The 13,281-nt window shown below is 66.1% G+C and carries 9 protein-coding genes; 5 read left to right on the top strand and 4 right to left on the bottom strand.

Going from position 1 to position 13,281, the window contains the following annotated elements; all coding sequences use genetic code 11:
• Positions 1–20: 20 nt before the first annotated feature.
• The 4 genes from AC6H34_RS08365 to AC6H34_RS08350 are packed head-to-tail and all read right to left on the bottom strand — an operon-like array spanning position 21 to position 6,024.
• Positions 21–1,940 (bottom strand): glycosyltransferase, encoded by a 1,920-nt coding sequence (locus AC6H34_RS08365; RefSeq protein ID WP_497539860.1) that lies wholly within the window; start codon positions 1,938–1,940, stop codon positions 21–23.
• Positions 1,940–3,076, bottom strand: coding sequence for a glycosyltransferase family 4 protein (locus tag AC6H34_RS08360; protein ID WP_497538476.1), 1,137 nt, complete (start codon positions 3,074–3,076; stop codon positions 1,940–1,942). The genes AC6H34_RS08365 and AC6H34_RS08360 overlap by 1 nt, the downstream gene beginning before the upstream one ends.
• Entirely contained in the window at positions 3,073–3,885 is an 813-nt protein-coding gene (locus AC6H34_RS08355) for a class I SAM-dependent methyltransferase (protein WP_497538475.1), read from the bottom strand. Before AC6H34_RS08355 ends, AC6H34_RS08360 begins: the two co-directional genes overlap by 4 nt.
• A 60-nt stretch (positions 3,886–3,945) precedes the next feature.
• A complete protein-coding gene (locus AC6H34_RS08350; protein WP_497538474.1) occupies positions 3,946–6,024 on the bottom strand; it encodes a bifunctional rhamnulose-1-phosphate aldolase/short-chain dehydrogenase in 2,079 nt (692 codons plus the stop codon).
• A gap of 406 nt (positions 6,025–6,430) precedes the next feature.
• Between AC6H34_RS08350 and AC6H34_RS08345 the strand changes: the two genes are divergently transcribed.
• From AC6H34_RS08345 to rhaS, 5 genes are all read left to right on the top strand, one after another.
• Complete coding sequence (locus AC6H34_RS08345; RefSeq protein WP_497538473.1) at positions 6,431–7,207, top strand: DeoR/GlpR family DNA-binding transcription regulator; 777 nt, start codon at positions 6,431–6,433, stop codon at positions 7,205–7,207.
• A gap of 259 nt (positions 7,208–7,466) precedes the next feature.
• On the top strand, positions 7,467–9,083 hold the full coding sequence (locus tag AC6H34_RS08340) for an FGGY-family carbohydrate kinase (RefSeq protein WP_497538472.1): 1,617 nt from the start codon (positions 7,467–7,469) through the stop codon (positions 9,081–9,083).
• 209 nt (positions 9,084–9,292) lie between these two features.
• Positions 9,293–10,354: a substrate-binding domain-containing protein gene (locus AC6H34_RS08335; RefSeq protein WP_497538471.1), complete on the top strand. Its 1,062-nt coding sequence runs from the start codon at positions 9,293–9,295 to the stop codon at positions 10,352–10,354.
• A 199-nt stretch (positions 10,355–10,553) separates the two neighbouring features.
• On the top strand, positions 10,554–11,918 hold the full coding sequence (locus AC6H34_RS08330; RefSeq protein ID WP_497538470.1) for an FGGY-family carbohydrate kinase: 1,365 nt from the start codon (positions 10,554–10,556) through the stop codon (positions 11,916–11,918).
• A 263-nt stretch (positions 11,919–12,181) separates the two neighbouring features.
• Positions 12,182–13,174, top strand: a complete 993-nt coding sequence (gene rhaS, locus AC6H34_RS08325) for a rhamnose ABC transporter substrate-binding protein (protein ID WP_497539859.1) — start codon at positions 12,182–12,184, stop codon at positions 13,172–13,174.
• The last annotated feature ends 107 nt before the right edge of the window (positions 13,175–13,281 follow it).

Raw genomic sequence — 13,281 nt, 5'->3', positions numbered from 1 at the left:
CCTCTTTTCGTTGCAGCTTTTTATCCAAACAACTCCGCCGCGCGAATAAAGCGCACATTGGTATGCTGCTTCATTTTTTCAAGAAGCTGGTCCATAAAAGTCCAGATCCAGGCGTCGTGTACAAGATGATGGGTGAGTATGCCTAAAGGTTTTCCTATTTCGAGGACTTGAGTAAACTCCCGCAGCAATGTCAGCCGATCGATGAGGCCCCCACCGTTTTTCCAATCGATCGGGTCGAAACGGATGTTGGCGACGGCAAGATCGTCCCGTGCATCGGTGGGATCGGCGCCTCCCGCCGACAAGCCGCTGAATCCGCAGGCCGGGAGCACGCCGATCAGCGCGGGATCGATACGGTTCCAGGGCGGCACCAGCACGGGCAGGCAGCGGGGACCGAACAGACCTCGAAGCCGTGCCAGGCCTCGGCGCAGCTCCGCCTCTATGTCGGGCAGCGGGCGATAGCCGAGCTCCTGCTTTTTCCTGTTCGCCGGCGCGTGGTTGGCATGGCTGTAGCCATGCACGAGCACGTCGACGAGCGGTTCCCGCGAGAGCCTCTGGGGAAGATCGGGCGTGACACCAGCGGGGATGACGGCGAGGGCGAGGGGAACGCCGTGGCGACGGGCAAGGTCGAGCAGGTGGTCCAGCGCGGGCGTGGCGGCTACCGCGTCGTCGTCGCGCCACCATAGGCGCACCTCCCCTCGCGTCGCCAGCACCGCATCGAGCCGCGACCAGGCCTCCGCTTCGGCACGCGCCCCATCGCTCGCTCTCGCGATTGCCCGCAGGCTGTTGGCGACGCCGCCGGTACCGGGAAACGCGACGGTTGCACGGGGGCGATCCAGCGTCGCCGCCACCTCGGCGGCGAGACGGCGCGGCGTCAGATCGGCCTCGGCGACGATGCCGGCAAGGCCGAGGGTGTGGAAACGTTCCGCCCGCAGCCGCTGCTCGGCTTCCTTGCCCTGCTCGAACGGCACCACCACCGCCGGCACCCCGGCGCGGCCGAGATCGATCATGGTGTTGTAGCCGGCCTGGCTTACCGAGAGTGCTGCGCCCGCCAGGAGGGCGGGGAAATCGGGGCGCGCCCGCTCGACCTCGACCTTCGGTCCGGCCATGGCGGCAAGCGCCTCGAAGTCGCCCTGCGGGACGCCATGCCCCACCAGCACCCGCCAGGGGTTGGGCCTGTCCAGGATATCGGCCGCCTCGATCGCGGCGCGGTAGAGCGGCAGGCTTGCCGCACTGCCCCCGCCCGAGACGAGGATCTCGTGCGAGGGGACGGGGGCGACGGCTGAAGGTGCGGTATCGGCGATATAGCCCGTATAGATGAGCTGCCGTTCCAGCGCGCGGCTCGTCGGCCAGGAGGCGGAAAGAGGCGTGACGGTACCATCGCCATGCACCAGCACGCCATCGTAATATCGCGCCAGGATCTCCTCCGCCTCGGCGGCACGGCTTTGCTTCGCCGGCGGGTTGAGGATGTCGCGGATGGAGGCGAGGATGGCCGCGGGCTTCGGCCGCCGGCGTGCGGCTTCCAGGAGCGCGCGGAACTCCGACGCGAGCTGTCGGCGCCCGAAGGGATAGGTCTCCGTGATCACCGCGTCAGGGTTGCAGGCTTCGAGCGCCGCGAGAATGGCGTCGATGCGGACCTGCCGGGTTTCATCGGTGATCGGCATGCCGTCGGCACCCAGCAGGGTCCGAAAGTCGACGCCGACGCAATGGACCGAAGGCAGTTGCACGAATTCGATGCCGTCCCTGGCGACGAGTGGCGCGGGGCGGCCGCCGCTGACCAGCGTGACGCGATAGCCGGCGGAAGCAAGGCCGCGCGCAAGTGCGCCCGCCCGCGAGAGATGGCCGACCCCCAGCAGATGGGTGACGAGTATGAGGACGCCGGGCGCGTGCGCATCCGGCGGGGTCTCGAAACGAGGGGTTCCGGCGTCCTGCGGGGCCTGCATCACGATATGTTCCTGTCCTTGTGCCGGGACGTCCACGCGTCCAGCAGCACCTGCCGCAAATGCCCGACGGCGCCTGCGAGCGAACGTTCTTCGCGGGCAAAATGCATGCCTTGCACGGAAAGGTTCTCTCTCAGCGCGGCATCACCCATCAGCCTGTCCAGCGCCCGGGCGAAGTCCGCCGCGTCGCCCGGACGGGCAAGAAGGCCCGTCCTGCCCTCGATTACCACGGTGGCCACCCCGCCGAACGCACCGGCCACGGCTGGGCAGCCTTGCAGCGCCGCTTCGAGAAAGACCATGCCGAAGGCCTCGTTGACGGCGGGCCAGACCAGGATGTCGGCCTGTGCATAGAAACGGGCGAGGCTGGGGGGATCCTCGACCAGGCCGTGGAAACGCACGCGGTCTCCGAAGGGAGCGAAGCCGGTTTCGACCTCGTGCCGGCCCGGTCCGTCTCCGACGATGTCCAGGCGCCAGGATGCAGCGCGCAGGCTGGCTAGCGCCTCGCCCAGGATGGCGTAGGACGCCAGCTTGTCGCCTTCCCGCATCATCGCGACCACAAGCAGGCGCCGCTCTTCCTCAGGGGTGCTGCGTTCGAGCAGGGGCCATCGCGCGGAATCGATGAAGGGCGGAAGGTCCACCAGCGCCTGGCCGGCGGGCCTGGCCGCCTCCAGCATTTCCCGGTCATTGGGGTTGGGGATCAGGATCAGGTCCGCCGCGTCGAGCGCCGCCTCGGCCTGGACGTGACTGCGAGCCCAGGGACCGCCGGCACGTTTCGGAGCGCGCGAGCCTTCGGCGATGACATAGGGGATATCGAGCGCCCCGGCGACGGCGGGACCGAGCAGGTCAGGCGCCTTGTAGTAGACGTGATAGGTGAACCATAGATCCGGCCTGCTTTCGGGCTGTGCCTGGTACCGGGCCAGCAGCAAGGCCGCCTCGGTTGCGGCTTCCGCGGTAAAGTCGCTTGTACCGGTGGCGTCGAAGGTACGCAGCACCGAAGCGACCTGCGTCTCGAACCCTCCGGCGCGAAGGGCCGCCAGAAGCAGCCGCGCCATCTCGCGGTCGCCCGAGGGAACCGCATGGTCGGGCGGCTTGAGCGGGGCGTAGAAGGCTATGCGAGGCATGGCGGCCGGCATGTTCATGTCTTGCTGGCCCAGAGCGAAAAGGAAAGTGGGAAGCGCGGCACGCCGTCCGGCAGCCGGAAGGACTGGCGCTCCTCCTCGACGAGGCTGGGAAACAGCCGATAGGGGAGGGTCTCGTGCTCGTTGAAGCGATCGAGTTGCAGGCCACCGCCGATCAGCGCCGCGAAGATCGCCGAGAGAGGATGCGCCCACTCGTGGAAGCGGCCATGGACGAGCGGGGTCTCGTCGCCGGTGTAGGAGCCCTGCGACTGATAGACGGTCGGCGCGTCCGGGGCGTTGCGCCAGTCGAAGGCCACGCGGTAAGCGCCCTGTTCCTCGCTGAGGTTGAAGGCGTGGGGATGGGTTTCGGCGAGATAGAGCCTGCCGCCGGGTCGCAGCAGCGAACCGACCACACGGCCCCACCTGGCGATGTCTGGCAACCAGTTGATCGCACCCCAGGTGACGTAGACGAGGTCGAATTCGCCCTGCAGTTCCCTCCGGGCGTCGTAGACGTTCGCTTGCACGAACGTCGTGGCTGAGCCGGTTTCCGCGGCGAGCCTGCGTGCGCCCTCGATGGCTACGGGCGAGAAATCCAGGCCGGTGACCTCGGCTCCCCGCCGCGCCAGGCTCATGCTGTCGAGGCCGAAATGGCATTGGAGATGGGCGGTGCGCAGTCCCGCGACGTCACCGATCTCAGCGGCTTCGATCGGCAGCAAGGTATCGTCGCCCGCCTTGAAGCCGGCGATATTGTAGAAACCGGTGGCATCGCGAAGGTGTATCGCCGCCCATTCGTCCCAGCTCTCGCGGTTGATCTCGTGCATCGCGGTCATGAAAAAGCCCCTCGGCAATCGTCGAGGGGCTAGCACGACCTGAGCGCAAGCGCACGGGTCTTATCGCGTGAAGCTCACCACGTTGCCGGCATCGACATTGAGGAAGTTGCCGGTCGACTTGGAGGAAAGGTCGGAGGCGAAGAAATAGACCGCCTCGGCGATATCCTGGGGAAACACCGAGCGCTGCAACAATGAACGCTTGCGGTAGAATTCCTCGAGGTCGTCCTCGCCGATCTTGTTGGAGGCGGCGCGCTGCTGGCGCCATTCGCCCTGCCAGATCTTCGAGCCGCGCAGCACCGCATCCGGATTGACCGAGTTGATGCGGATGCCGAAGGGCGCGCCTTCGAGCGCCATGCAGCGTGCGAGGTGCAGTTCGGCCGCCTTGGCGGTGCAGTAGGCCGATGCGCCGGCAGAGGCCGAGACGCCGTTCTTGGAGCCGATGAACACGATCGAGCCGCCATTGCCCTGCGTCTTCATCAGGCGATAGCCCTCGCGCGCCACCAGGAAATAGCCGGTGGCGAGGATCGACATGTTGTGGTTCCACAATTCCAGCGTGGTGTCCTCGACCGACGCGGCCGAGGAGATGCCGGCATTGTTCACCACGATGTCGATGCCGCCGAAGGCCCGCATGGTTTCCTGGAAGGAGGCGATCACTGTGTCTTCCTTGGTGACGTCCATCTTGACGCCGCGCACAACGTCCTTGCCGAAGAGCTTGCCGAAATCGGCGACGCGCTGGTCGAGCGAAGCCTGGTCGATGTCCGCGAGCACCACATTGGCGCCCTCCTGCATCAGGCGGGCGGCGATGGCGCTGCCGATGCCGCCGGCTCCGCCGGTGATCAGGGCGACGCGTCCGGCCAGGGACTTGGGCTTGGGCATGCGCTGGAGCTTGGCTTCCTCGAGCAGCCAGTACTCGATGTTGAAGGCCTCCTGCTCCGGCAAGCCGACATAGCTGTCGGTGCCGTCGGCGCCGCGCATGACGTTGATGGCGTTGACGTAGAACTCGGAAGCGATGCGCGCGGTCGCCTTGTCGGCGGCGAAGGAAATCATGCCGACGCCCGGCACCAGATAGATCACGGCGTTCGGGTCACGCATCTTCGGCGAGTTGGGGTGCTTGCAGCGCTCGTAATAGGCCGCGTAGTCATTGCGGTAGGCCTCGATCAGCCCATCGAGCGAGGCGATGGCGGCATCGACATCGCCGTTGAAGGGCACGATCAGCGGGCGGATCTTGGTGCGCAGGAAGTGATCGGGGCATGAGGTGCCCAGTGGGGCGAGGCGGTCGAGCGCGTTGGAATCGACGAACTCCAGCACTTCGGGCGCGTCGGTGAAGTGCCCGGCCTTGGCCTGGTCCTTGCCGATGCGGCCGCGGATCGCCGGCATCAGCCTGGCGGCGACGGCAGTGCGTTCCGTGGGGGAGAGCGCCTTCACCTTCTCGCCGTCGAAGGCGGGCTTCCTGCCATTGGCTTCCAGCCAGTCCGCAGCTTTCTGGATGATGCGGAGCGTGAGCTGATAGCAGGTTTTGGCGTCGTCGTGCCAGGTGAACAGGCCATGCCCGCCGAGCACCACGCCGACGAGATGCGGGTTCTCGGTGGCGATCTTCGACAGCTTCAGGCCGAGATCGAAGCCGGGGCGCTGCCAGGGCAGCCAACCTATCTCGCCGCCGAAGATGTCCTGCGTGAGTTTCTCGGAGTTCTTCGAGGCGGCGATGGCGATCACCGCGTCCGGATGGACGTGATCGACATGGATCTTCGGCACGAAGGCATGCAGGGGCGTGTCGATGGAGGCTGCGCGCGGGTTGAGGTCGAAGGTGCAATGCGGGAGGTAGCCGACCATCTCGTCCTCGTGATCGAGGCCGCGATAGAGGCCCTTCAGCGCTTCGAGCTTGTCGAGATAGAGGGTCGAGAAACCGTCCAGCTTCATCGAGCCGATGTCGCCGCCCGAACCCTTGACCCAGAGCACGGTGGCTTCCTGGCGCGTGAGGGGATCGGTCGCCTTGACCTTGGCCGACGTGTTGCCGCCGCCGAAATTGGTGATGCGCAGATCCGAGCCGAGCAGGTTCGAGCGATAGAGCAACTTGCCGGGTTCGTCGAGCTTGGCGGCGACGGCGTCGTCCCAGAGATCAACAAGCTTTCCAGAGGCCATGGATCGTTTCCTTCGATAGGTTTTGGCGGCATTGGGCGGGACGGCTGGTTTCGGAGCGCCGGTCTTCGAAACCTGCCGCGAACAGCCGCCGGGAGACTTGATCTCCTGTCATCGCCGGGTTTGTCCGGTGATCCAGGCGGACACGATAGGATGCCCGAGGCAAGCCCGGGCACGAGATTCATGCCGTTGAGTCCAGGTGGCGGCTTTCGAGGCAGGCTCCTCCGGCCGACGCATTCCCAAGCGCCGGCCCGCGATGAAAGATGGGCTGGACGATAGGAACGGATTCATTCATGGTCAATCAAGATCGCTCATATTGCGCTGCAAAAATTGAACCGCGTCGCAATATTCGCTCAAAAACTTGACTGTTGTGAGCGATTGAGCAACGCTTTGAGCGAATGGAGGCATCATGCACGAACAGGAACGCTGGCAGACAATACTGCGTCTCGTGCATGAGCGTTCCGTCGTGTCGGCGCGGGAACTCGCCGACATCACCCGCGCCTCGGCCGCCACGCTCAGGCGGGATCTGACGCGGCTCGCTGCGCAGGGCTTGGTGCATCGGATCCATGGCGGGGTGCAGACGGTGGGGCCCAAGGGCGCCGCCAAGCTGGAGAGCGCCAGCTTCACCGTCAGCCAGACGCTGCACGCCGACCGCAAGCGCGCCATAGCACGGCGGGGCGTCGCACTGTGCCGGGACGGAGAATCCATCATCATCAACGGAGGCTCGACCACCTTTCACATGGTGGAATTCCTACGCGCCACGCGCCTGCAGATTCTCACCAATTCCTTTCCGATCGCCGCCGCCCTGATGCACGAGAGCGACAACCGCATCATCCTGCCCGGCGGCGAGATCTATCGTGACCAGAGCCTGATCCTCTCGCCGTTCGACGAGGATTCGATCCAGCACTACACCGCGTCCAAAATGTTCATGAGTGCCATGTCGATCGGCCCGCTCGGGGTGGTCGAGAGCGACCCCCTCATCGCCCGCGCCGAGGCCAAGCTCCTCAATCGCGCCGCTGATCTCATCGTGCTGGCCGATTCCTCGAAATTCGAGCCCCGCGGCTCGATGGCTGTCGCCCCCCTGTCTCGCATCAAGAAGCTGATCACCGACGACGGGGTACCGAAGGGAGCGCTGGAAATGCTTCGGGAAGCCGGCGTGGACGTGGAGGTGGTGACGCTGGGGTAGGCGCCGGGCCTTACGGGGAAGCGCGCCAGACACGGAGGGGGCGATAAGCGATCGCCCTCCTTTAGCCGGCAAATGTCGTGTTTGCGGGATTGTCGGTCGGTGATCGACCCTTCGCACGCCGCGCGTCGTCCCGGGCAAAGCCGGCATGATGCCCGCGCAGGGGAATCGACCGTTTTCCCAACGAGGTTGCGCCTCGCCGTCACCGCTTTAAGCTGGCGCGAAGCAGTTTCAAGCGTGGAATCAGGGAGAAGGCGGAACAATGGCCGATCAGTTCTTCATTGGTATCGATGTCGGCACGGGGTCGGCGCGTGCGGGTGTGTTCGATATCAAGGGGGTCCTGAGGGGCTCCGCCAGGCAGGCCATCACGATCTGGCACGAGCCGGGCGACATCGTCGAGCAGTCCTCCGAGAACATCTGGCAATCCATCTGCACGGCCGTGAAGGCAGCCATGGCCGAAGCCGCGATCGCTCCCGCGGTCGTCGCGGGAATCGGCTTCGACGCAACCTGCTCGCTCGTGGTGGTGGACAAGGAGGGCAGGCCGCTCTCGGTTGGCCCGTCGGAGGATCCGAGCCGCAACGTGATCGTCTGGATGGACCATCGCGCGCTGGACCAGACCAAGCGCATCAATGACACGGGCGAAGCGGTGCTGCGGTATGTCGGCGGCGTGATCTCGCCGGAGATGGAGACGCCCAAGCTGCTCTGGCTCAAGGAGCACAAGCCGGAGATCTTCGCCGCGGCGGGAGCCTTCTTCGACCTGCCGGATTATCTGAGCTGGCGCGCCACCGGGAGCTTCGATCGCTCGGCCTGCACCGTGACCTGCAAATGGACCTACCTTGCCCATGAGAAGCGCTGGGACACGGGCTATTTTCACAAGATCGGGCTCGGCGTCCTTGCCGACGAAGGGTTCAGGCGAATCGGCGACAGGATCGTCGATGTCGGTACGCCGCTCGCTTCCGGACTGACCGCCCGGGCCGCTGCCGATCTCGGCCTCGTGGCCGGCATTCCCGTCGGCGCTTCGCTGATCGATGCCCATTCCGGGGGCATCGGAACCGTCGGGGCGGCAGGCAAGGACGGTCAGCCGGCGGACGTCACCGGCCGCATGGCCTACGTCTTCGGAACCTCGGCCTGTACCATGGCGAGTACCAGGGAACCGGCCTTCGTGCCGGGGGTGTGGGGGCCCTACTTCTCCGCCATGGTGCCGGGGCTGTGGCTGAACGAGGGCGGACAATCGGCCGCCGGCGCCGCGCTCGATCACCTCCTCACTCTTCATCCCGCCTATGCGCAGGCGCTGGACAAGGCCAATGCCGCCAACCGTCCTTTGCTGGCCTGGCTGGAGGCGCACGCCAATGTCGCCGGCGACGTCACCCTCGCGCGCGACATTCATGTCGTGCCCGAATTTCTCGGCAACCGCGCCCCGCATGCCGATCCCCATGCCAGGGCCGTCATCGCCGGCCTCGATCTCGAGGACGATCTCGACAGTCTCGTGAAACTCTATCTGGCGGGCCTGTGCGGTCTTGCCTACGGCGCCCGGCAGATCGTCGAAGCGATGGCGGCACAGGGAATCGCCCTGCAGCAGATCATCGTCAGCGGCGGCGCCGCCCAGAGCCCGCTGGTGCGCCAGGTCATCGCCGACGCCACGGGCCTGGAGGTCGCCGTGGCCGAGACGCCGGAGCCCGTCCTGCTCGGCTCCGCCATGCTTGGCGCCGTTGCCGGCAAGGCTTATCCGACGCTGTCCGAGGCCATGAGCGGCATGTCCGCGCTTGGGGCGACCTATGCACCGAACGAGGCGGGAATGAAGGCCTTCCACGATGCCAAGTTCAAGGTCTACGAGCTCCTGCAGGCGGCCGGGCGGCAGGCACGCGAACTGATGGCGTGAGAGATGCCGGCGACGGTTGCCTGCCGCCGGCCTCCTCTCCGGCGGGTCTCGTTTTCCCATCGCAGCAGGGGCCGCCGCCGCATCCGTTCCGATCACATCCGCGCGATTCCCGCTGAGATGCTCCCTTGGTAACCGCCTGATTGCAAAGATGATGGCATGTGTTGTGATGACGCCGGCCATCTGATTCGGGCCGCACCGACGGAGTTCCCATGACCGACACGTACACCCGCCGCCAGATCGCGACTCTGCTCGCCGGTCTGGGGCTCGTCGCATCCGCGCCTGCTGCCTTCGCCGCTCCGAAGCCCAAGCCGGCGCCCGATCCGACGCCGGTGGTGCCGGCCACGCCGGGAAATCTGCGCCTGGCGGTTCTCCTGCCGGTGAAGGACGATCCCTTCTACAAGGCCTGCGCCGATGGCGCGCAGGAGGCAGCCGGCCAGATCGGCGCCGTCGACATCGTGGTCGCCGCCCCCGACAAGCGCACCGCGCGCGACCAGATCCTGCTGTTCAACGGGCTGGTGAAGCAGCAGGTCGACGTCATCGCCATCGTGCCGGTGGATGCCGCTGTGCTCGGTCCGGTGTGCCGGCGCGCCATGGCCCGGGGCATGAAGATCATTTCCTTCGACCAGCCGCTTCCGCAGGCCACGCGCCTCGTCCATCTCGATGCCGTCAGCAGCCGCGGCAAGGCCACCGCCTTCATGGGCATGCTGGCCGAGGACGTGAAGGACGGCGGCGATATCGCCATTCTCGCAGGGGGACGTTCCGGACCGGACGGGCAGGCGCTGCTCTCCAACACCGTGCAGGAATGGTTGAAGCCGGCCTATGGCAAGCTCAAGCTGACCGCCACTATATTCGGCAACGAAAGCGAGAAGGCCGGCTACGCTGCGGCCGAGGGGCTCCTCGCCGATCATCCCGATCTCAAGGGCATCCTGGTCTTCAACGCGGCCGCTCTGGTGGGCGCGGCGCAGTGTATCGCCGACAGGGGTTTGGCGGGCAAGGTGTTCGTCACCGGCTTCGGCCGTCCCTCGCAGCTGAAGGCGGCAATGGCGGCGCAGGTCGTGGAGTGCTTCGCCTCCGTGAACCCGGTCGACCTGGGCTATGGCGCGGTGGAGATCGCCGCGGCGCTCGCCAGGAACACGCTGACCCCCGACGTCGGCAGCACGCTCGGCGCCGGCCGCCTGGGTCAGATCACCATCGCGGAAGGGGGCGTCGCCACATTGCAGCCCGTCGTGGTCGACGGGAAGAACTTCTCGAAATTCGTGGACGTGTACTGAGGGCCGAACAGCCCGAGGGCATGGGCAGGATGCCCATGCACCGGGGACGAGGCTCCTTATACCGCTCAACTTCGCGCATGGCGGCTTGCCGCCTTGACGCTCCCCATGCCGTCGGAAATGAATTGCGCCAACAAGCAATTCGGTCCGGCCCTCGGCGGCCGACCCTCCCGTCCGGGAGCGAGGAACGTTCGAGGTCGTCATGCCCGCTACCGCCGTACTTGATGTCGGCAAGACCAATGTGAAGCTGGTCCTGTTCGAAGGCGCCGCCATTGTCTGGCAGGCCTCGATGCCCAACCGGGCGCTGCCCGGCCCGCCCTATCCCCATGCCGACGTCGAGGCGATCTGGCGGTTCTTCCTCGACGGCCTGCGTGCGGCGGGAGCCGAGCACGCCATCGGCGATATCGCCGTCACTACCCATGGCGCCGCCATGGCGTTGATAGGCGAGGATGGCCTCGCATTGCCGGTGATGGACTATGAATTCGAAGGTGTCGATGCGATCGAGGCCGAATATGCGCCGTTCCGGCCGCCCTTTGCCGAGACATTGTCACCGCCGATGTCGGCCGGACTGAACTCAGGCCGCCAGATCTTCTACCAGGAAACGCGCTGCCCCGAGGGTTTTGCCAAGGTGCGGCATATCGTTCCCTATTCGCAGTACTTCACCTGGCGCCTCACGGGCATCGTCCGCGGCGAGGTGACGGGCATAGGCGGCCACTCGGACCTCTGGGCCATGCAGGAACGGCGTCTGTCCTCGCTCGTGGAGCGGCGGGGCTGGGCGCATCTCTTTCCGCCCTTCGTCAAGTCGTATGAGGTGATCGGGCCGCTGCTGGCTGCGGTCCGGGCCGAAACGGGGTTGCCGGAGACCGTTCGGGTGCGGGCCGGAATCCACGATTCCAACGGCTCCATCCTGCCGCATCTCATTTCCTTCGCGCCCCCCTTCACGCTGGTCTCCTCGGGCACCTGGGCGGTGATCATGGCGATGGGCGCGGACCCCGGCCGGCTCGATCCGGCGCGCGACATGCAGGCCTATGCCGATGTCGAGGCGCGCCCGGTACCGGCCGCCAAGTTCATGGGCGGCCGCGAATATGGCGTGATCCTCGACGGGGCCGCTCCTGGGTGCACCGAAGCCGATGCCGCCGCGGTGATGGCGGCCGGCGTCCTGGCCCTGCCGAGCTTCGTCCCCAATGGCGGCCCGTTTCCCGCACATCCCTCCGAGATACGGGGCGGGCTGCCGGAAGGGTCGGGCATGCGTGCCGGCCTTGCCAGCCTCTATTGCGTCCTGCTCACCGACTATCTGCTCGAGGCCCTGGGAGCCGATGACGGCCCGCTGCTGATCGAGGGCAGCTTTGCCGCCAATGCCGTCTATTGCAGCCTCCTTGCAGCCCTGCGTCCCCGCCAGGCCGTGCTGTGCAGCGTCGACAGCGGCGGCACCGCCTACGGCACTTCGCTGCTGGCAACCTGGCCGACCATGCCGGATCGCGAGCCGCTGCACCAGGCGGAGGCCTATCGCGACGTCGCCGGGCTGGAACGCTACAAGGCCGCCTGGCGCGCGGCGCTGCCAGGATAGGGCTCGAAGCAAGCCGGCTGCAGGAAGGCGCCGGTCTCTGAAGACCGGCATACGGATCGATGCAAGATGATGCCTCATAATTGATCAGACAAATTCAAGCCGCCCCTTGCATTCGGCGTGGAGGCAGGCATGAATGGCGCATCGGCATGGGGGGACTCGGCGGGAATCGCTGCCTCATGCACGCATAGTCCAACCGACCGGCAAAAAGCCGGCGATTTCCTGGAGGAGACGACATGTTCGAGAATCAGTCGCGTCGCGGCGCTTTGAGGATCCTGGGCGGTTCGCTGCTTGCCGGCGCCCTGCCGCTCGGCGCCACCACGCCTGCCTTCGCCGCCAACAAGCGCATTGCGCTGGTGGTGAAGAACCTCGGCAATTCCTATTTCGATGCCTGCCGCGACGGCGCGCAGAAGGCCGCCAAGGAGATCGGCGGCTTCGACATCATCTACACCGCCCCGACCAAGGCGACCGCCGAGGACCAGATCGCCGTGATCGACGCGCTCATCGCGCAGAAGGTCGACGGCATCATCGTTTCGGCCAATGACGCCAACGCGCTCGTGCCCGTGGGCAAGAAGGCGGCACAACGCGGCATCAAGGTCATCTCCTTCGACAGCGCCATCGCCAAGGGCGGTCGCATCATGCATCTGTCCGCGTCCTCGACCCCGATGATCGGTGCCAAGCAGGTGCAGATGATCTCCAAGACGCTGAAGGGCGAGGGCGAAGTCGCCATCCTTTCCGCCGCTTCCACCATGACGAACCAGAATTCCTGGATCGCGGCGATGAAGGAAGAGTGGAAGAAGCCCGAATATGCCAAGCTCAAGCTGGTCGACATCGTGTATGGCGACGACCAGGACGACAAGTCCTACCGCGAGATGCAGGGCCTGGTGAAGACCCATCCCAATCTCAAGGGCGTCATCTCGCCGACCACCATCGGCATCCGCGCCGGCGCCAAGGCGATCATCGACGGCGGCCTGGTCGGCAAGGTCTACATCACCGGCCTCGGCCTGCCCTCCGAGATGAAGGACGCCGTGGAGAAAGGCGCGTGCGAGAGCTTCGCGATCTGGAATCCGGTCGATTACGGCTACAGCGCCACGCAGATCATCGCCGGCATCATCAACGGCGAGAAGGCCGCTCCCGGCGACACCGTCAAGATGGGGTCGAAGGGCGAGACCAAGATCGACGCCGAAGGCGAGGCCGTGATGGGCGAGCCCTTCACCTTCGACAAGTCCAACGTGGAGGAATACGCGAAGATCTTCTGAGCCGGGACCGCCGACGCACGCGCGCGAGTGCCTGGGCTCGGGGCGAAGCACTCGACGCTCGGACCTTCCTTCTCCCTGCGACCCATTCCGAAAGGGATGGTGAAGGG

Source organism: Labrys sp. ALF-8, assembly GCF_059699065.1.
Note: the sequence above shows the minus strand (reverse complement) of the source record. Positions and strands in the feature narration are given on the sequence as shown.

Excerpts from the sequence above, each read along its gene's own strand:
- AC6H34_RS08360 (WP_497538476.1), bottom strand. The coding sequence starts at position 3,076 with ATGAACATGCCGGCCGCCATGCCTCGCATAGCCTTCTACGCCCCGCTC.
- AC6H34_RS08340 (WP_497538472.1), top strand. The coding sequence starts at position 7,467 with ATGGCCGATCAGTTCTTCATTGGTATCGATGTCGGCACGGGGTCGGCG.
- AC6H34_RS08330 (WP_497538470.1), top strand. The coding sequence starts at position 10,554 with ATGCCCGCTACCGCCGTACTTGATGTCGGCAAGACCAATGTGAAGCTG.
- AC6H34_RS08350 (WP_497538474.1), bottom strand. The coding sequence starts at position 6,024 with ATGGCCTCTGGAAAGCTTGTTGATCTCTGGGACGACGCCGTCGCCGCC.
- AC6H34_RS08355 (WP_497538475.1), bottom strand. The coding sequence starts at position 3,885 with ATGACCGCGATGCACGAGATCAACCGCGAGAGCTGGGACGAATGGGCG.
- AC6H34_RS08365 (WP_497539860.1), bottom strand. The coding sequence starts at position 1,940 with ATGCAGGCCCCGCAGGACGCCGGAACCCCTCGTTTCGAGACCCCGCCG.
- AC6H34_RS08335 (WP_497538471.1), top strand. The coding sequence starts at position 9,293 with ATGACCGACACGTACACCCGCCGCCAGATCGCGACTCTGCTCGCCGGT.
- AC6H34_RS08345 (WP_497538473.1), top strand. The coding sequence starts at position 6,431 with ATGCACGAACAGGAACGCTGGCAGACAATACTGCGTCTCGTGCATGAG.